18 protein-coding genes and 1 pseudogene are annotated in these 19,696 nt (G+C 33.4%); 11 read left to right on the top strand and 8 right to left on the bottom strand.

Annotated features, from left to right (window positions below):
* Positions 1-38 precede the first annotated feature (38 nt).
* A complete protein-coding gene (locus PYW44_RS12675; RefSeq protein WP_021339928.1) occupies positions 39-464 on the bottom strand; it encodes a MaoC family dehydratase in 426 nt (141 codons plus the stop codon).
* 303 nt (positions 465-767) lie between these two features.
* Here PYW44_RS12675 and PYW44_RS12670 point away from each other — a divergent pair, with 303 nt between their 5' ends.
* Positions 768-1,529 carry an SDR family oxidoreductase gene (locus tag PYW44_RS12670; protein ID WP_115075879.1) on the top strand — a complete coding sequence of 254 codons (762 nt, stop codon included), beginning with the start codon at positions 768-770 and terminating at the stop codon, positions 1,527-1,529.
* A 159-nt stretch (positions 1,530-1,688) separates the two neighbouring features.
* On the opposite strand, the gene PYW44_RS12665 is transcribed toward PYW44_RS12670, so the two are convergent.
* Positions 1,689-2,291, bottom strand: coding sequence for a hypothetical protein (locus PYW44_RS12665; RefSeq protein WP_115075878.1), 603 nt, complete (start codon positions 2,289-2,291; stop codon positions 1,689-1,691).
* The gene (locus tag PYW44_RS12660) at positions 2,284-2,916 is read right to left on the bottom strand and encodes a hypothetical protein (RefSeq protein ID WP_002506119.1); all 633 of its coding nucleotides are present in this window, start codon (positions 2,914-2,916) and stop codon (positions 2,284-2,286) included. The genes PYW44_RS12665 and PYW44_RS12660 overlap by 8 nt, the downstream gene beginning before the upstream one ends.
* A gap of 178 nt (positions 2,917-3,094) precedes the next feature.
* Between PYW44_RS12660 and PYW44_RS12655 the strand changes: the two genes are divergently transcribed.
* From PYW44_RS12655 to PYW44_RS12630, 5 genes and pseudogenes are all read left to right on the top strand, one after another.
* The gene (locus PYW44_RS12655; RefSeq protein WP_021339925.1) at positions 3,095-3,718 is read left to right on the top strand and encodes a hypothetical protein; all 624 of its coding nucleotides are present in this window, start codon (positions 3,095-3,097) and stop codon (positions 3,716-3,718) included.
* Positions 3,715-4,320 carry a hypothetical protein gene (locus tag PYW44_RS12650; RefSeq protein WP_002511942.1) on the top strand — a complete coding sequence of 202 codons (606 nt, stop codon included), beginning with the start codon at positions 3,715-3,717 and terminating at the stop codon, positions 4,318-4,320. The genes PYW44_RS12655 and PYW44_RS12650 overlap by 4 nt, the downstream gene beginning before the upstream one ends.
* Positions 4,317-5,450 carry an ABC transporter substrate-binding protein gene (locus tag PYW44_RS12645; RefSeq protein ID WP_021339924.1) on the top strand — a complete coding sequence of 378 codons (1,134 nt, stop codon included), beginning with the start codon at positions 4,317-4,319 and terminating at the stop codon, positions 5,448-5,450. The genes PYW44_RS12650 and PYW44_RS12645 overlap by 4 nt, the downstream gene beginning before the upstream one ends.
* Before the next feature lie 11 nt (positions 5,451-5,461).
* Positions 5,462-6,461 (top strand): annotated as a pseudogene (locus tag PYW44_RS13410) (FecCD family ABC transporter permease).
* Positions 6,461-7,270 carry an ABC transporter ATP-binding protein gene (locus tag PYW44_RS12630; RefSeq protein WP_002506114.1) on the top strand — a complete coding sequence of 270 codons (810 nt, stop codon included), beginning with the start codon at positions 6,461-6,463 and terminating at the stop codon, positions 7,268-7,270. The pseudogene PYW44_RS13410 and the gene PYW44_RS12630 overlap by 1 nt, the downstream one beginning before the upstream one ends.
* A gap of 279 nt (positions 7,271-7,549) precedes the next feature.
* Here the strand turns inward: PYW44_RS12630 and PYW44_RS12625 are convergent, their stop codons facing one another.
* Entirely contained in the window at positions 7,550-7,930 is a 381-nt protein-coding gene (locus PYW44_RS12625; protein WP_002506113.1) for a winged helix-turn-helix transcriptional regulator, read from the bottom strand.
* Positions 7,931-8,051: 121 nt separating this feature from the next.
* On the opposite strand from PYW44_RS12625, the gene PYW44_RS12620 reads away from it, so the two are divergent.
* Together PYW44_RS12620 and PYW44_RS12615 are read left to right on the top strand one after the other, a co-directional pair.
* Positions 8,052-9,233: an MFS transporter gene (locus PYW44_RS12620; protein WP_021339921.1), complete on the top strand. Its 1,182-nt coding sequence runs from the start codon at positions 8,052-8,054 to the stop codon at positions 9,231-9,233.
* A gap of 157 nt (positions 9,234-9,390) precedes the next feature.
* Positions 9,391-10,587: an amidohydrolase gene (locus PYW44_RS12615; protein ID WP_021339920.1), complete on the top strand. Its 1,197-nt coding sequence runs from the start codon at positions 9,391-9,393 to the stop codon at positions 10,585-10,587.
* 261 nt (positions 10,588-10,848) lie between these two features.
* Here PYW44_RS12615 and PYW44_RS12610 read toward each other — a convergent pair whose 3' ends face one another.
* Positions 10,849-12,270, bottom strand: a complete 1,422-nt coding sequence (locus PYW44_RS12610; RefSeq protein WP_021339919.1) for an MDR family MFS transporter — start codon at positions 12,268-12,270, stop codon at positions 10,849-10,851.
* Between the two features lie 587 nt (positions 12,271-12,857).
* Between PYW44_RS12610 and mbcS the strand changes: the two genes are divergently transcribed.
* Entirely contained in the window at positions 12,858-14,435 is a 1,578-nt protein-coding gene (mbcS, locus tag PYW44_RS12605; protein WP_002506108.1) for an acyl-CoA synthetase MbcS, read from the top strand.
* Between the two features lie 198 nt (positions 14,436-14,633).
* Here the strand turns inward: mbcS and PYW44_RS12600 are convergent, their stop codons facing one another.
* Together PYW44_RS12600 and PYW44_RS12595 are read right to left on the bottom strand one after the other, a co-directional pair.
* Positions 14,634-15,179, bottom strand: coding sequence for a DUF1541 domain-containing protein (locus PYW44_RS12600; RefSeq protein WP_021339918.1), 546 nt, complete (start codon positions 15,177-15,179; stop codon positions 14,634-14,636).
* 18 nt (positions 15,180-15,197) lie between these two features.
* The gene (locus PYW44_RS12595; RefSeq protein ID WP_002506106.1) at positions 15,198-17,240 is read right to left on the bottom strand and encodes a heavy metal translocating P-type ATPase; all 2,043 of its coding nucleotides are present in this window, start codon (positions 17,238-17,240) and stop codon (positions 15,198-15,200) included.
* A 365-nt stretch (positions 17,241-17,605) separates the two neighbouring features.
* Here PYW44_RS12595 and PYW44_RS12590 point away from each other — a divergent pair, with 365 nt between their 5' ends.
* Entirely contained in the window at positions 17,606-18,310 is a 705-nt protein-coding gene (locus PYW44_RS12590; protein WP_021339916.1) for a ferredoxin reductase domain-containing protein, read from the top strand.
* A gap of 124 nt (positions 18,311-18,434) precedes the next feature.
* Here PYW44_RS12590 and PYW44_RS12585 read toward each other — a convergent pair whose 3' ends face one another.
* Positions 18,435-18,638, bottom strand: a complete 204-nt coding sequence (locus PYW44_RS12585; RefSeq protein WP_021339915.1) for a TM2 domain-containing protein — start codon at positions 18,636-18,638, stop codon at positions 18,435-18,437.
* Positions 18,639-18,915: 277 nt separating this feature from the next.
* Between PYW44_RS12585 and PYW44_RS12580 the strand changes: the two genes are divergently transcribed.
* On the top strand, positions 18,916-19,593 hold the full coding sequence (locus tag PYW44_RS12580) for a 4'-phosphopantetheinyl transferase family protein (RefSeq protein WP_021339914.1): 678 nt from the start codon (positions 18,916-18,918) through the stop codon (positions 19,591-19,593).
* The last annotated feature ends 103 nt before the right edge of the window (positions 19,594-19,696 follow it).

Below are 19,696 nucleotides of genomic sequence, written 5' to 3'. Positions count from 1 at the left end.
TGGTTTTTGTCCCGCTTTTGTTATATATTTTGAAAATTTTAACGTTTGATAAGTGCCGTGAGTTCGCCTTCAAATACTTTAACTTCTTCATGATTAAATGTTGTCATTAATACCGTAAGTAATCCTTGGTCTCTTTTACTAGCCTTTTTATCAATAACTTTTATAACTGTATGTAATTCGTCGTCCGGAAATACTGGTTTGATAAATTTAATATTATTCATATGTGTACCTGCAATGACATCTTCTCCATATTTTCCTGTTTCAATCCATAGTTTGAAAGAAATGGCTAGTGTCTGGATACCAGAAGCGATGACACCATTAAATCTGCCTTGTTGCGCTTTTTCTTTATCTAAGTGCATATATTGTGGATCAAATTCACTAGCAAAATCAGTAATAGCTTCTTCGCTTATTTTATATGGCTTAGTCGTAAATTCTTCGCCAATGTGAAATTCATCTAGTTTCATGATTGTATTCTCCTTAGTGTGTTAAATTTTTCATATTTCTATTGTACTGAGAAATATGAAAAATTAAAATTTATTGAAATGAACTTTAGCTATGTTATCAACTAAATATTTGGTGTATAGGGCATATCTTCTTTTAACTAATATATCATTGAACCAATTATAGCAAAAGATACGTACAATCATTTCATTATTTATATTTGTTGTAAGGCAATTGAAAGCGACAACTTCATTTTGGGCTAAAAAAATCTCGAAATGATATATTTACACTAGTAGCTATTAAAATAGAAAGAAAGGGAGAATATTATGAAATTAAAAGATAAAGTAGCGATTGTCACAGGTGCAGCATCTGGAATGGGTAAAGCAATTGCTGAATTATATGCTAAAGAAGGCGCTAAAGTTATCATAGCTGATCTTAATTTAGAAAAGGCAGAAGCAGTGTCAAAAGAGATTAACGAAAATAATGGTGTTGCTCAAGCCATTGAGGTAAACATAGTTGAGCAAGAAGATATCGATAATATGATCGATACTGCTATAGAATCCTATGGTACTTTAGATATTTTAGTCAATAATGCTGGAGTTATGGATGGATTTGAGCCTGTGGGAGATATCTTGGATGAACGATGGGATTTAATATTTGATATTAATACTAAAGGTGCGATGAGGGCAATGCGCAAGGCGATGCCAATATTCTTGGAAAAACAAGAAGGTATCATTATCAATACGACTTCTACAGGCGGATTAAATAGTGCTCATGCGGGCGCCATTTATAGTGCTTCTAAACATGCTCTCGTAGGACTTACAAAAAACACTGGATTTATGTATGCTGAAAAAGGTATACGCTGTAATGGGATTGCGCCAGGGGCAATTGAAACAAATATATCTGATTCAATGAAAAATATTAATCACTTTGGAGCTGAACGTACAAAAATAGCACAAAGTGCGATACCTAAAACAGGGCAAGCAGAAGAAATTGCTAAAGTAGCATTATTTTTAGCTTCTGATGATTCGAGTTTTATCAATGGGACAATCGTCACAGCAGATGGCGGATGGACTGCAGCATTTTAGAATAAATATGAATAACCTTATCATCATTATTTCTTGGGAAATAAAAAAACTATAACTAAAAAATGATGGCTCCTACGTGAAATAAAGTAGAAGCCATCATTTTTTGTATAAACTACGTGATTGTCATTAATATTATGGTTTTTTCTTATTTATAAAAATTCATTCATAAGCTAAGTACGGAAAAAAGCCTTCGAGAAATTTTTCTGTAGCTGGCATGAAATATGAGCCAAAATGATAATCAGTATCTAGCGTTGTAATAATCCAATGACCATATTGTTCGGAGTTTTGTTCATATAGGACAGCACCGCCATTTTTTGAGGCAATTAATATTTCAGCATCTTCTGGTGGCCAAAACACGCCATGTTGATGCCATGTGCAATCATTTAGCGTAAGGTAACGTGCGAATAGTGAATGATTCGGTGCTGATAAAAGCAAACCACTATCAGCATTCTCTTCTAACCACCACCAAAAGTTAGTAGGTCTAAATTCCCAATTTTGATTTGGTAACCAGTCATGTGGTTGTGGTCCGAATGCGATAACGGTGCCTCCAGATTGTGCGAAAGCGTGAATTTTATTGACGCTTTTTAATAATAAGGGCTGGTTTAACTGCGAAGGCACGATCAATATATCAAGCATGCTAATGTCTGTTCCTAAAAAATCTGGATGGTAAATTAATTGGTCTATAAATTGATGAAACTTAGGTTCGTGGAATGTACGATAATGTGACTCATTTCCAGAGTATATAACACCTATTTTATTCATTGAATTCTCCTCCTTGTAACGATGTGATTTCTTGTTTTAACCAAGTTGTAAATTGACTAGAAATATAATCGGTTGTTTTATTTTGTGCTATGTATCCTAAAAGTGAACGGCCAGCGTGCATAAAGAGTGTGCCTTCAGTTGAAATTCTATCTACATAGGTCACAACATGTCCGTTACGAAATGTTAAGTGTATTTCATGTTCAGGTTGCGTTTGGTAATGGCCTCTTGCAAAGAAACCAGCGACCCCTTTATTAAATGTCATGTCGTCAGTATCGACATTGGCATAGATAGAGGAGTCATTGTTTGGATATAGCGAATAATCACTGAAATGATTAATGTGTTCCGGCATAAACAAAGCAGTTTTTGGTAAAAATGGTTTGAATAAGTGACCAAAAAAGACAATGACTTTTTTAGCGTTCAAATAGTCATCAATCAAACGCTTATGACGATACAAATATTCTTGATCTACGAAATTTGGAATAATAATTGCATCAAATTTAAAAATGTCTAATTTATGAATTTCATATTGAGGGATATATTCTACTATTACTTCTTTGTCTATATTATTTTCTTTGGTTACGCCAAATGCATGTTCAGGGTCAATGTGCCCAATTAAATAAGTCATTAAAAACATCCTTTTATAATTAATTTGTTTTTTTGAAATAACATTTTTGATGATAATTAATTTTTTAATTTAAATTCAATTTTAAATTTTTAATTGAAATTGAGAATCATTATCGGTAAAATGGTTTATATATTATAAAATACGCATAAATATAAAATTTAGCAAGGGAAGTAGAAAAATGAATGAAATCGCATATTTAGCAATAGACATCCAATTTTCGAGACTTACAGAATTAGATCGTCAAAGAGGACTCGTGTTTTTAAATGTATACGATTTACCAAACACTAATTTAAATACATTTGATGGCGTAATTATTTCAAACCATATTGATGAAACTTATCTTTTGGCACATGACGCCATATTAACTGATTACATCAACCAAGGCGGAGTGATTTTCACATTAGTGGAAAAATCTTTACCTTGGTTGAATTGTGTATCGAATTGGAAAAGGTCTTCCATCCCATTAAAAGATCGGGCTTTAGAAGTGAAAGCAACGGATAATGGGCTTTTTGAGAACATTAAAGTAAAAGATTTGGAATATAGACGAGGCGTGCGGGGTTTCTTTTCAAGAGGCTATTTTGAAACAGTTCCTGAGCAAGCAAAAGTGTTAATAACGGATCAAGAACAACAACCTATTGTTTATGTAGACCGAACACATAAAGGAACGATATATGCAGGTGCTGGCACCGATATGTATCGTATCTATACATACGAAGACAACACTTCAAATCAAGTGGGGCTACAGATGTTAAATGCCATACGTACAGAAGCATCGAGAATTAGGGAGGATTATCAACATTGAATATAGCTTTGATTGTTAATGGGACACCATACCAAAATAGATTTTTAGAAGAACAGGAATTTAAGTATTTATATAATGACGTGATACATATTAGAACATTAAGTTCATACGACTTAAGTTGCTATGACACAATTTTATTATCGTGTCGACTAGATATTCAATTATTGAAACAACATAGACAAATATTTTTAAATTTTTTAAAACAAGGTAAGCGGCTAGTAATTTTTGGAGAAGTATTGGATCAATGGTTTCCTCACATACATTGGGAAGATTCTGAAGTGAATTTCAGTTGGTGGGTTCGACCCAACGGCGACCTCCCGTTAAACCCTGATTATCAAACGCATAGTTTATATGAATACTTGAAAGTGGATGATATGAAGTGGCATTATCACGGCACGTTTGCTCCACCAAATGGCGCGAAATCACTGTTAAATACACCAGATGGACGGTCTATTTTTTATATTGATGATATCAATTTCAATGGCGAGTTAATCGTAACGTCGTTAGATCCAATGTTTCATATCGGACTCGGTTTTATTAATCAAGCAAAGCCATTTTTACATGGTTTAGGACAATGGCTAAGAACAGGAGATAATCAATGAAGAAAAAATATAGTGCTCTAGCTGGAATTGTATTATCAGCTACATTACTTACAGCATGTAATTCAAATACGACAGCTACGAATTCAGAAGAGAAAGAATTAACAAAAGAAGAAAAAATAGTGGAAGATCAAACAGGCCGAGAAGTGAAAATAAAGAAAGATCCAGACAGTATTGTAGTAGGAGGCATCTTACCATACTTTTCTACTTGGTTTGTAGGGACGAATTCTACAAAAGAAATTAAAGGTCTACATCCTAATGCGTATAACGCTGCAGAAAATTCTATACTTTCTAAAATATCGCCTGATATTAAAAAAGCGTCTACAGAATTTGTGAAAAATGGCGATGTTAATATAGAAGAACTCTCTAAAATAAACCCAGATGTCTATTTTGAAAATGCTACTGAACAGAAAACCTTAGATAAAGTTGCGGAGAGTGGTATACCAACCATGGGACTAGAAACAATCAAGGTAGAAGACGCTGATCCTTTAGCTACGTTTAACAGCTGGTTAAAAGTCACTTCAGATGTTAAAGGTGGTAAGACGAGCGATAGAACTGAGAAATTTATGAAAGAGGGAGAAAAATCTCAAAAAATGATTGATGATGGTCTAAAAGGCACGAAAAAATCAGACAAACCCAAAGTGCTATTCTTACATCAACATACAGACAACTCTATTGTTGTCGGTGGCGGTAATTTCTTTAGTGAAAAATGGACAGAAGCAACTGGTGGTATAGATGATGTTGGCGATGACGGTGTCGATGGTCAAAAAGAAGTTAATATGGAGCAAATTTATAAATGGAATCCAGATAAAATCTATATTACGAACTTCACTGAGACCCAGCCTAATGATTTATTGAAAAACAAAGTGTCTGGTCAAGATTGGAGTCAGGTAAAAGCAGTTAAAGACAAAGCGGTCTATAAGGTCCCTTTAGGTATCTATCGTTGGTTCCCACCAAACGGAGATGCGCCATTAATGCTTAAATGGATGGCGCAACATAATCACCCAGATAAATTCAACTATGATATGAAAGATGAAATTAAATCATATTACCAAGATTTTTACGACTATAAATTATCAGACGAAGATGTTGAGTCTATTTTACATCCGTCATCTGATGCAGCGAAGTATTAAGGAGTTAACTAATGAAGAAATCAAAAATATTATTATTAATTGTTTTACCACTTGTGGTAGCAATTATTTCACTCGGAGTAGGAAGAGTTTTTATAGATCCTATTACCATTATTAAAATTTTAACATCACAAATTATTCCTATAGAAGAAACTTGGGCGCCAGTGCAAGAAACAGTTGTGATGAATGTCCGTTTTCCAAGAATATTATTAGCCTTATTAATAGGGGGTGGATTGTCTATTTCTGGTGCGAGTTTCCAAGGCATGTTTGGCAACCCATTAGTTTCGCCAGACATACTCGGTGTTTCAGCAGGAGCTGGATTTGGAGCTTCCCTAGGTATATTGTTCTTTGGTAACACATTTGGCGCACAAATATTGGCTTTAGCATTTGGATTATTGGCGATATTGTTTGCATTCTTTGTAGCGGGAAATCAAAAAAAATTCTCCAATCTTTATGTTTGTACTCGCAGGTGTCATTACATCAGCATTATTTAACGCGCTTATTTCATTAATGAAGTTCGTAGCTGATCCAGAAGAAAAATTACCTGCAATAACATATTGGTTAATGGGAAGTCTAGGAACTGCAACTTATAAAGATTTATATGTTGCGGCACCAATTATCATTATAGGTGTGCTCATATTGTATACACTAAGATGGAGACTCAATTTACTCACGTTACCAGAAGATGAAGCTAAATCTATGGGGATTCCTGTTGTATCTTTAAAATGGGCAATCATTGCAGGTACAACGATAATCACAGCAGCTACGGTTGCAGTAGCGGGTATCGTAGGATGGGTTGGTTTAATCATCCCACATATTGCACGTATGTTTGTAGGTAACAATAATCAATATGTGTTACCTGTATCACTCGCTATCGGTAGTACGTATCTGTTAATTATTGATAACTTAGCTAGAAGTTTAACAGCTACTGAAATTCCATTATCTATCTTAACTGCAATTATTGGCGCACCATTTTTTGCATACTTATTACGCCGTATGGGAGGTTCGTGGTAATGCACTTAGAAGTAAAAGCAGGCAATTTTCATTATAAAAACAAACCTTATTTATATAAAGAAGATGTGAGTTTTAAATTGGCTCCTGGCGAGGTCTTATCCATTCTAGGGCCTAATGGTGCAGGAAAAACAACATTGCTAAAATGTGTTATTGGTCTGCTAGATTGGACGGATGGCGAAACGTTTATCAATGATGTCCCGTTAAATGACCTGAAGAAAAAAGAATTATGGAAGAAGATTGGTTATGTGCCACAAGCTCAAAAAATGACTTTTGGTTATACGCTCTTAGAACTTGTGATTATGGGGAGAGCACCATTTATAAGTACTTTAGCACAACCTTCAAAAAAAGATGAAGCGGCTGCAATTGAAGCGCTGGAAACAGTAGGTATTAGCCATTTAGCCAATCAATCATGTAACGAAGTCAGTGGCGGAGAATTACAATTAGCACTTATCGCAAGAACACTTGTGTCGGGCCCTGAATTATTAATACTGGATGAGCCAGAATCTCATTTAGATATTCAAAAACAAATTACGATTTTACAAACGATACGTAAGCTATCAAAAGAACAGGGGATATCGTGCATTATTAATACGCATTATCCAAACCATGCGTTTTATCTATCAGATAATGTAATTATTACTGGAAAAGAAAAAGGTATTGTCTTTGGTGAAACAACTGAAGTAATGACTGAACAAAGAATGAAACAATTCTTCGATGTTGATTTAAAGAAACTGTACTATGAAGATGAAGAACTACAACTTGAAACGATGGTTCCTAAAGATTTAGGAATCCCCAAAAACAAGACTTAAGAACAAAATAATTATAATAATTTGGTATACAAAAGATTTTAGAATATAAAAATCCCCGATTTTGAAAGTGCATGCTTGCCTGGGGTATGGCTCGAGCCTGTAGTCTCTCACTCATACTATTACCCTAGGCGTCATCTCTTTAAAAAATCGGCACAATTTTATAGAAGAACGATACTTCTGTATGGAATATACTCATCTATCTATTAAATATAGATAAAAATCATAATAATTTGGTATACAAAAATGCCCCTTTCTAAAGTTATAGAAAGGGGCATTTTTTTAACTCGGTTTGGGTATATCGACAAAATCTTGTTGTGCTAATGAGACCGTTTCACCTTGTTGGTGCATTTTTTCAATATGGAACTCTCCCCAATAACAAAGTGAAGAAAGTAATTCTCCTAGTGTTTGACCATAAGTTGATAATTCGTATTCAACTTTAGGCGGGATTTGATCATATACGATACGGTTGATGATACCGTCATTCTCTAGTTCACGTAATTGCTGTGTTAACATTTTTTGAGTGATCGTTGGAATAGCACGTTTTAATGCAGATGTACGCATCAACCCGTTGTTTTGTAAATGACATAAGATGACAGGTTTCCATTTTCCACCGATGACATCAATGGTTGCTTCGACGCCAATATTATAAGATTTGCTCATTTAATTACCTCCTTATAGGTACTCAAAGGTGCCTATAGTACTTTAAAGTGCGTACTTCCGCTTTTGATACGTGTAGTTTATATTAACACATACACAAAACAAGAAGGAGTCAAAAAACATTATGAGAAAAAACAAATTCGCTATATTAGCGTTAGCAATGTCTGCCTTTGCAATTGGAATGACTGAATTTATTAGTGTAGGTCTCTTACCGCTCATTAAAAATGCTTTTAATACTACGATTTCATTAGCAGGATTAACTGTATCTTTGTATGCTGTGGGGGTAACAATAGGAGCACCTGTACTAACACCACTGACAAATAAAATGAAACGGAAGCATTTACTATTAATGATTATGCTTATTTTCATTGTTGCGAATACACTTGCTGCCTTTGCTACCACGTTTAGTATGTTGCTAGCAATGCGTGTATTATCGGCATTAATGCACGGAGTGTTTATGTCTATAGCCACAGCAATCGCAAGTGATTTGATAACGCCTGATAAGCGTGCAAGCGCGATTGCAATGATGTTTACAGGTTTAACCGTTGCTACAATTACAGGCGTACCATTAGGAACGTGGATTGGTCAGCACTTTGGTTGGGAAGCGTCGTTTATTACGATTGCTATGATTGGATTGATCAGTTTAATCATTAATATATTTGCAGTGCCAAGTAATTTGAAAGAATATGCTCAGGCATCGATAAAGGAACAATTAGAAGTGTTTAAAAACAAGTCATTAATGATGGTTTATTTGATTACTGCACTCGGTTACGGTGGCACTTTTGTAGTCTACACATACCTGACTAGTATACTTACAGATATTTTGAATTATAGTGACGAAGCGGTGGTACTACTACTTGTGATATATGGTGTAATGGTTGCTATTGGCAATACACTTGGTGGGAAATTAACAAACAATAAGCCAACAAAAGTACTTATATGGATATTTTTAATTCAAGCTATTGTTTTATTACTTCTAGGCTTATCTGTGACACATTATTTCTTAGGTACGATAGCCATACTTATTATGGGGTTGTTCGCATTTATGAACGTTCCGGGTCTGCAATTGATTGTGGTGCTTTTTGCAGAACGTAAAAATAAGGCAACGACTAACTTTGCTTCTAGTTTAAACATTGCTGCCTTCAATATCGGCATCACATTGGGAGCGGTCATCGGAGGATATGTGCTCAATCATTTTTCTCTTTCAATGACACCATATTTTGGCTTTATTATGGTGGTGATTGCTAGCATTATGATGTATATCGTTTATAAAAATGAGACAGAAGTACAAGTAGATATACTATAAAAATTTCATAATAAGAGAGATTAACATTACTTCATTAAATATTTAAAAATGTAAAATTCCATAAAACAGTAATTTATTTTTGTATTAATATTCTTTTAGATTTAAAATTTTAAAGTAGTTAAATTATTTATAAACAAATCGAAAGAAGTGAACAGTTATGAATACAAAAGAGATATTATTTGAAAAGTTGGAAGAGAAGGAATCTGAGATGATTCAGCATCGTCGTTATTTACATCAACATCCGGAGTTGTCATTCCAAGAGGATGCTACGGCGCAATATATTAAAGATTTTTACAAATCGAAAGAAGTTACAGTTACGCAACCTGTTCTAGGTAGTAACGCAATTATTGTAGAAATCAAAGGGGGACAACCTGGCAAAACAATAGGATTACGCGCTGATTTTGATGCGTTGCCAATACAAGAAGAGATAGATGTGCCCTTTAAGTCAACAAATGAAGGGGTGATGCATGCGTGTGGCCATGATGCACATACCGCGTATTTGTTAGGATTAGCAGACGCATTAATTGAAATAAAAGATGAACTTTCAGGTACAGTTAAAATTATTCATCAACATGCTGAAGAAATGCCTCCAGGTGGTGCACAACAAGTGATGCAATCAGGTGCATTAAATGATTTAGATGAAATATATGGTATTCATGTAGTACCCGTCGCTGGTACAGACGTGATTGGATATAATAAAGGCAATGCTTTCGCTGGTAGTTCTACATTTACTTTAACGATTAATGGTTTAGGTGGTCATGCTGCGAGTCCTCATAAAACACACGATGCTTTGATTGCAGGTACCAATTTTGTAAACACCCTCCAAACAATAGTGTCTAGACGTATCGATCCTTCAGAAATGGGTGTGATTACTGTTGGTGCGTTTGATGCACCTGGTGGAGCCAATGTTATACAAGACAAAGTTACAATCAAAGGAACAGCACGTTATCTTAATGATGACTTAGAGCAATTTATGTATGAAGAGATTGAGAAAGTCGCAAAAAGCGTAGCGGTCGGTTTTGATGTTACGTATGATTTAGATTACCAATTTGGTTATCCTGTGCTATACAATCATCCCGCACAAACAGAACAAGTGGTAGATATTTTAACAGCAAGTAAGGGTGATTATTTTGAACATCTTGTAGAAATACCGTCAGTTTCAGGTTCTGAAGATTTTGCGTATTATTTAAAAGAAATACCAGGTGCCTTTTTCATCGTTGGCTGTAAACCAGAAGACATTGAAGCGCCATATATGAATCATCATCCTAAGTTTGAAGTGAATGAAGATGCATTATTAGTTGCAGCGAAAGCAGTGGGTGAAATTGCAATTAACAGACTTTCTGCTACAGACTAATCTTTGAAATATTCTTTTATAATTGGCCTCGTAACTTTTTATTGCATTTTGGATTGAACTACTCATAGCTCAACCAATAGCGAGATTTGCAATGAAAACACTGCACGCTAACAAATCGAACAGTTAATAAAGCATTTTTATCAACCAAAGTTAATATATTAAAATATAAAAAACACTTTCGAAAACATTCTATTTATATGAATGTAACGAAAGTGTTTTTTTATTATCTATTATAATGAAGCTTTTTGATCGATTGTCTAATTAAATTGTTCTGCGTGATGGTTTACTGTCATCTTTAAGTTTAGCTGATAATAATAATGCGATGACTGATATACCAGTAGCGACCATGAATGTTACATTCACACCATGAATCATACCTTCTAGACCTTCACTAGGAATAGCTGAAACAGACATTAACGTAATGAATAACGCTGTACCGATTGCACCGGCCATTTGTCTAAATGTGTTGTTCATAGCAGTACCATGAGCAATGAGACTATTCGGTAATTGATTAATCGCTAGCGTTGTCATAGGCATCATAACCATTGCTAGTGATACCATACGTACTGCGTTAGCCGTGGCAAGATAAGTAAAGGTTGTATCAGCTGTGAGCATTGTAAATGGTATTGTTGAAGCAACTAATACGAGCAAGCCAATACGAGCGAGCCATTTACCGCCAAATTTATCAAATAAATAACCTGTAATTGGGTTCATTATTCCCATAACAACAGCGCCTGGTAATAATACTAAACCAGATTCTAATGCAGAGAATCCAATCATATTTTGCATATATAATGGTAAAATAATGTTTGATGCGATTAATACACCAAATACGAACATGCTTAATACTGTACCTAACGTATAAATGCTGTAGCTAAACACTCTAAATTCAAGCATAGGTTCTTTGAGGTTTAACTGGCGACGAATAAATATAACTAATGCAATGATACCAACGATAAGTGGTAAGATAAATTGTACACTGCCCCATCCTGCTTCTCCAACAGAACTGAAACTGTATAAGAGTCCACCAAAACCTAGTGTAGATAGAATTACTGATGCGATATCTAGTTTTGGGTTTGAAGTTTCTGTAACGTTTTTCAATAGGAAAATTGAAGCAACGATGATAACAACTGCAATTGGGAATACGACGTAGAAGACACTTCTCCATGAGAGATGCTCTACTAAAATACCTGATAGCGTAGGTCCAATCGCTGGCGCGAATGCAATGACTAAGCCGAATAAGCCCATTGCGGTACCACGTTTTTCTACAGGGAAAAGTAAGAATAAGATTGTTTGCATTAATGGCATCATAATACCAGCGCCTGCTGCTTGTAAGACACGTCCAATTAATAGCATTGAAAAATCTAGTCCGACAGCACAGATTAAAGTACCTAATGCAAAAATGCTCATGGCGGTTAAGAATAACTGCCTCGATGTATAACGTTGAATTAAAAATGCAGTAACAGGTATCATTATACCGTTTACTAACATAAATATAGATTGTAACCACTGTACCGTACTTTCAGATACTTGTAGGTCTTTCATAATAGGGGGTAAAGCTGTACCAAGTAATGTTTGGTTTAAAATTGTAATAAAGGCCCCTGATAATAATACGATAAATAAGGGGATTCTTTTTTCTACATGGAATGCTCCTGTTTCAGTCAATAGACTCACTTCTTTCATAAAAATTGCACATTTAAACAGATTAACACTAAGCTCATTTTCAATCTAGTGATTGAGCTTAAAAATAAATAATACATCCGATAATTGATGAACAGGGACCATTTCTCAATCTATTTTAATAATTTTGAAATGGTGCGTATAATTTTCGTAGTGATTTACACATTTATAATGCTACGTATGAAATACTACACTTTTATTATAGCTAATGTCAAAATAAACTCTATTTATATGAAGGGAAATATAAATGAAGTTGAAAAATCAGGAGTTAACATAAATTATTTAGATTAATTTCAGAACTCTATAAAGTGATTGCTAGAGCTTTTTGTGGAATTAATAAGTGTATAAAAAAATGATTTTGCAAAAATATTTTAATTATTCTGAATTTAAAATATATCTATCTATGGGTCACTTTTGCTATAATAAATAAGTAAATAAATCATTTAAGTCATAATCGTATCTATTTACATGTAATAAGTTTAAAATTATCATTAAATTATTGGAAAGTATTTGGATAAGTAATCAGTAATCTATACATTTAAAGTACAATTGTACAGATTATAGATATTCAAATAAAAGGAGAGTAAATAATGAATAAACAAGATTTAATCGCTCCAGAAACTTATAACATAGTGAGCGAAATCGAAAAATTTACAGTAGATCAATCTAAAAAAGCTGTAATATTTGAAAATGAAACAGGAGAAAATAGAGAAATTACATATACCAACCTTATCAAAAATGCGAATAAAGTTGGTAATATGTTTTTAAAATATGGTTTTAAAAAAGGTGACAAAGTGCTCGTCATGATGCCACGTTGTATTGAGACATATGAGGTTTATCTTGCTGCCTTAAAATTAGGTATCATTATTATCCCTAGTTCTGAAATGTTACGTACGAAAGATTTACAATACAGAATTACACATGGTGAAGTAAAAGGAATTGTAGTTATTTCAGATGCGCTTGATGAGTTTAAAGCAGTCAAAGAATACGACACTTTAACTAAATTTATTGTTGGCGGTCAAGAAGATGGATGGATGTCAGTTGAAGATGAAAAAGCAAATTCAACGGATCAATTAGAGATTGTTGAAACTTCTCGTGAAGATATTGCTTTATTATCTTATACGTCTGGTACAACTGGTAATCCTAAAGCTGTTGTCCATTCACACGGTTGGGGCTATGCACATATGCAGATGGCGCCAAAACATTGGTTGAGTATTAAAGAAGACGATATTGTTTGGGCAACTGCTGCACCAGGGTGGCAAAAATGGGTATGGAGCCCATTGTTATCAATTATGGGATCAGGTGCAACTGCCTTTGTATATAATGGAAGATTTGATGCTGAAAAATATTTACAGTTATTACAAGATAATAAAATTAATGCGCTTTGTTGTACACCGACTGAGTATCGCTTGATGGCAAAACTGTCTAATTTAACAGATTATAATTTAGAACATTTGCATAGTGCAGTGTCTGCAGGCGAACCATTAAATAGAGAAGTCGTTGAAAAATTCCAAGAAAACTTTGATCTTACGGTAAGAGATGGATACGGCCAAACAGAAAGTACACTGTTGATTGGATTTTTAAAAGATACAGAGAGCCGTCCCGGTTCAATGGGTAAAGCAATCCCTGGTAGTCATGTAACAGTTATTAATGATGATGGTGAACTTTCTAAAGTAGGCGAAGTAGGTAATATCGCAGTGCCGTTAGACTTACCTGCATTATTCAAAGGTTATTATAAAGACCCAGAACGCACAGCAGAACCACAAAATGGTGACTATTTTATGACGGGTGATTTAGCTAAAATAGACGAAGATGGTTATTTCTGGTTTGAAGGTCGTAAAGATGACATCATTATTAGTTCTGGCTATACAATAGGACCATTCGAGGTTGAAGATTCACTTACGAAACATCCTTACGTAAAAGAATGTGCTGTTGTTGCAAGCCCACATGAAATTAGAGGGAACATCGTTAAAGCATTTATTATTTTACAAGATGATGTAACTGGTAATGAAGACACAATCAAAGAATTACAAAACTACGTCAAACATGACGTTGCGCCATATAAATATCCAAGAGCCATCGAGTTTGTCGAAGACTTACCTAAGACCAACTCAGGTAAAATTAGACGTATCGAATTAAGAGACGCTGAGAAAAAGAAACAATCGTAATTGATTAAACTTAAAAATGCTTAGTACACAAAAACCTGGCAATATCATTGAGTAATTTTAATGATAGTGCCAGGTTTATTTTTTTATTGAAAAGTGTTTGCTCTTTTTATTACGTCATATCATCTGTATTATAATATCGAAAGTAATGGGAATGCTAAATGCGGTTAGATTTTAAAAAGTCTAAAAGGATAATTTAATTTATCTCGATTTTAGTTCGTTACTTGTCATCCATTTATGATTTTTAACCATTTTGTCATTTTCAGTTGATCTATAATCAACTACATAAACAATTGTCTTATTTACATCATCTATTTTTGCTTCTGCCCCCTTCATACCTGGCATATGGTCAGCTTCTAATTTAACTGTATCACCTTTCTTAAAGCCATTTTCAGGGGCATCGGCAACTTCTTCATTAACAACCCATTTATGATTACTTACCTTTTCATCCCCATTTGTGGGTGTATAGCTTACGACATAAGCATAAGTCTCATAAGCACCTTTTACAGTAGCTTCCGCATTTTTCATACCTGGCATGTGTCCTGCTGTAATAGTAACTTCATCATCTTTTTTAAATTTACTTTCTTCTGTGCTCTCCATATCCTCTGGAACTTTATTTTCACTTTTATGTTCCATATGTTCCTCGTGTTTTTGATCTTTAGAATCTTTTTCCTCTCCACTGCCATTTGAGCAAGCTGATAATACGAGGCCTGATGCTAATATAATAAAGCTTAATTTTTTAATCATAATTTTAACCCCTATCATTTATTTTAATTTTAAAGTAAAAGCGTTAATTGCTACGATAACTGTACTTAAGGACATGAGTATTGCACCTACAGCAGGAGATAATATTAAACCTATAAAAGCTAATATACCGGCTGCAAGAGGAACGGCTACAACGTTATATCCAGCACCCCACCATAAATTTTGAATTGTTTTTCTCATAGTGTTTTTAGAAAGTGTAAAGAAATTGATAATATCGGAGGGATTGCTTTTAACAAGTATGACATCGCCTGATTCGACTGCTACATCTGTTCCAGCGCCTATCGCCATTCCAATATCTGCTCTTATAAGACTGGGAGCATCATTGATTCCATCGCCAACCATCATAATTTTACTACCTCTGCTTTGATATGCTTTAATAATACTTTCTTTATCTTCGGGCATTAATTGTGCATGGACATCGTTAATTCCTAATTGTTTAGCAACTGTTTCTGCAACTTCTTTATTATCACCAGTAAGCATCACTGGTGTAATGTTTCTTGATAATAAGTCTGAAATCATTTGTTGTGAGCTTTCTTTGATTTTATCGCCTTGTGCAATCATGCCAATAACTTGTTGGTTATGAATTAAATAACTAATAGAATTACCTTGTTGAGCAAGATGAGTGAATTGTTCTTTATTATACTTAAGATTGTTATTATCGAGATAAGAAGCATTCGTTATTTTGAGTATTTTATTATCAACTGTGCCTTCTAATCCTACGCCTGGTAAATTATTAACTTCTTTAGGATTAGCATACGAGATATTTTTACCTTTAGTAAAATCAACGATTCCAGTAGCAAGTGGATGATTAGAACTACTTTCTAATGAAGCAAATAGACTCAATATTATCTCCTCATGGAATTCATCAGTAAAACTTTCATAGTGATTTACTGTAAAATCACCTTCAGTAAGTGTTCCTGTTTTATCCATCATAACGTAATCAATATGTTGGGCAATTTCTACAGATTCTCTGTTTTTTATGATTAAGCCATTATGTGCACCTATAGAAGTGGAGCGTGCTGTAACTAATGGAATGGCCAGTCCTAATGCGTGTGGACAAGCAATAACTAATACAGTAACAAGTCTTTCAAGTGCGAAGTCGATATCATTTTGAATAAGCATCCATACAATAAATGAAATTAACCCTACGCTCACTGCAAAATAAAATAAATAACCTGCTACTTGATCTGAGAGAAGCTCGGCTTTTGACTTATCATTTTGCGCCTGATTAACTAATCCCATAACTTGAGATAGGTAGCCATTTTCACCAGTGGCTGTAACTTTAACTTGTATTGTGCCTGAACCATTGATAGAGCCGCCAATAACGTCATCATTATACTTTTTGGCAACTTTTTTTGATTCACCAGTAACTAATGATTCATCAATTGATGTCTCGCCCTGAGTGATTGTGCCATCTGTAGGTATGCTTTCCCCAGCTTTAACTTCAACAATATCATCAATATTGATGTTATCAATTTTAACTTCATGACGTTGGTCATCTTCTGTCACTTTAATTGCAATATTCGGTAACAGTTCTGCCATTTTTTTCAATGCATTGCCTGCTTTACCTACAGCATTCATTTCAATCCAATGACCTAACAACATAATTAAAATTAAAGTCGCTAATTCCCAGAAAAAATCCATTGTATGCGTTGAGGAATCGGTGAAATTATTCATGTAAAAAGCATATAAACTATAAAAATAAGCCACTGAAATGCCTAAAGCAACTAGCGTCATCATGCCAGGTTTTTTAGTTGAAATCTCATCCTTAGCACCTGTTAAAAATGGTTTGCCACCGTAAAAGAATAAAATTGTAGCAAGGATTAAAACAATCCAATCAGAACCTGGAAATGAAAATTGGAATGGCAATGTAACACCCATCATTGGTGATAGAATAATAATAGGTATTGCAAAAATTAAAGAAATAAAAAATTTATTTTTAAAATTGCCGTGATGATGCGCATGACCATTATGGCTGTCATGATGCTCATGTTCGTGATGACTATGAGCATCATGATTATGGTGTTGATCATTATGTTCCATAATAAAACCCCCTATATTTATAGAATTGGTAATAAGATGATTTTAGTATAACACATACCGTATAGGGGTATAAATATTTCGACTTTTCATAAATAATTTGGTAGAAAACATAATGAGAGTGTTTATTTATATTGACTGTTACTCAGGGTAATAGTTTATTAAATAAAATAGGAGGTGAAAAATATGTCTATATATTCAACAGGAGAGTTAGCTGCCCTTTTTTCTACTCACGCTTTAAATATAGCGAAAATCACTTCTGTAAAATTATTTTCGATAAACAGTAATATGCTTTAATTGATAATTATTATCATTTGGAGTATATTATATAAATAGATTTAATCGTAAATGATGAGGAGAATATATAAATGCAGATATATTGGACTAAAATAAATAAGATTATTAATGAAACGTCTGAAATTAAAACGTATTTACTTGATTGCCCAGAGGGATTTACTTGGGAAGAAGGATCTCATACACACATGGGCTTAAAAGGCTTTAATGAAGGCGAAAAACCAAATAAAAGCTTGGTGCGCCATATGTCGATTTCTACCGTTCCTAATGAGAATATAATTGGAATTACTACAAGAATAAGAAAACAATGTTCTGAGTTTAAAAATATTTTAAATAATTTAGAAGTTGGACAGGAAGTAGCAATTTTTAAAACACATTCAAATATTCCACTAAAAAGAGAAAGTAAAAATGTGTATTTACTATCTTCTGGCGTTGGTTTGGCAACATATAGACCAATAGTACTTAAATATTTAGAGAACGCTGAGGATGTTAATAAAATACATTCTATAAATGTTGATTCGTCTAGAGAATTCTTATTTACAGATATATTTAAGTCTGTACCAGATAAAAAATTCACATCACAATTTGTGGATAGTAGAGCATCATATTATGAAGAATTAGAAAATATTGCAATGGATAAAAACGCCTTATTCTATATAGTAGGAAGCGATGAATTCGTAACTCAAAATATCGAAAAATTATTAGAATTAGATGTTAAAACGTCACAAATTGTAATTGATAAGCGTGAGAAACAACGCTCAGAATTCTTAACAATATAAATGTTTGAATTGTTATAAAATTAAAACATAAGAAGATAGCAGTGAAGAAATCTATAATGATAGAGGACTTCACTGCTATTTTTTATATTAATAGATTCTTTGGGAACTGGAATTTTAAATTTCTTTATACTGTTATATCACCATTACTATCTGCCTTTTTAAAAACAGTTAAAATCGCCTCTACGATACCAATGATTTCAGGAATACCAGTCCAACAAAACACAAAATATAATATCCCTATTTTTCTTTTGTTTGAGTAAAATTTATGGACGCCCAATCCACCTAGAAAGAAGGCTAATAGCATATAAATTATTTTGTTAACTTTCATTCAAGCATCTCCTAACTCTTTTATACGCACTATACAATATAAAAGGGGGTATACATAATATTTTGTTATTTCCATCAATTTGTTTCTTCTAAAACCAATATATCTGTATGATATAAATTATTATTACAATAACAAAATCTTAAAAAATATTTAATATCAAAATTATTTCCACGTGTTATTATGTAAATGATAATATAATATTTTTAATAACTTTTTATATCATTGTATATTTTTGTAAATCGATATGTATTAAACCTAGTTAGAATGGAGCAAATAGATGAAGTTATATTTAATAAATGTTAGTGACTTAAACTATGATGCTATACAAAAACGTTTTTTAAATCGTATAAAAGGCGACAAGCGGAGCAGAATCCATAAGTTACATGTTGAAAATGATAAAATGCTTGCTTTGGTTAGTGAACTGTTATTGTATTATGCGCTGATACAAGATTATGGATTTTCTCCTGAAGAACTCATTTTTGAGGAAAATGAGTATGGCAAACCTTTTTTAGCAAAAGCACAGAATGTACATTTTAATTTATCTCATTCAAATGAATGGGCGGCTTGTTATATCTCCAATTCGTCAGTAGGGGTCGATATAGAACAAATAGAAGACATAAATAAGAAGCTGTTTAATGATATAACACATGATAGTGAACGCGCTAAGCTGAGCAATAATAAAGAAAATTTCTTTTCGATTTGGTGCTTAAAAGAGAGCTATATTAAATTTGTAGGACAGGGTTTATATTTGAATATTCAAGATTTATCTTTTGATCTTAATAGGAAACAAAACATTAAACTGTCGTTCAATAATCAAGTTATTACAAATCATTTTCTATTGTTAGATATTATCGCAAATTACAAAGTAGCTGTTTGTTGCAAAAATATCACCGAACCTGATATTGAATTGGTTACTTATCAAAATATAAAAAAATCACTTATTAAAGTGTTGTAAACCAGCTGCTCCTATAGGCTGTTTTTACACTACGTTTGTTTTAATTAATATTATTTTTTGATTTCAATAAAATATTTACAAAATATTTACAATCTATAACTTT

The organism is Staphylococcus equorum (assembly GCF_029024965.1).
Lineage (GTDB): Bacteria > Bacillota > Bacilli > Staphylococcales > Staphylococcaceae > Staphylococcus > Staphylococcus equorum.
Note: the sequence above shows the minus strand (reverse complement) of the source record. Positions and strands in the feature narration are given on the sequence as shown.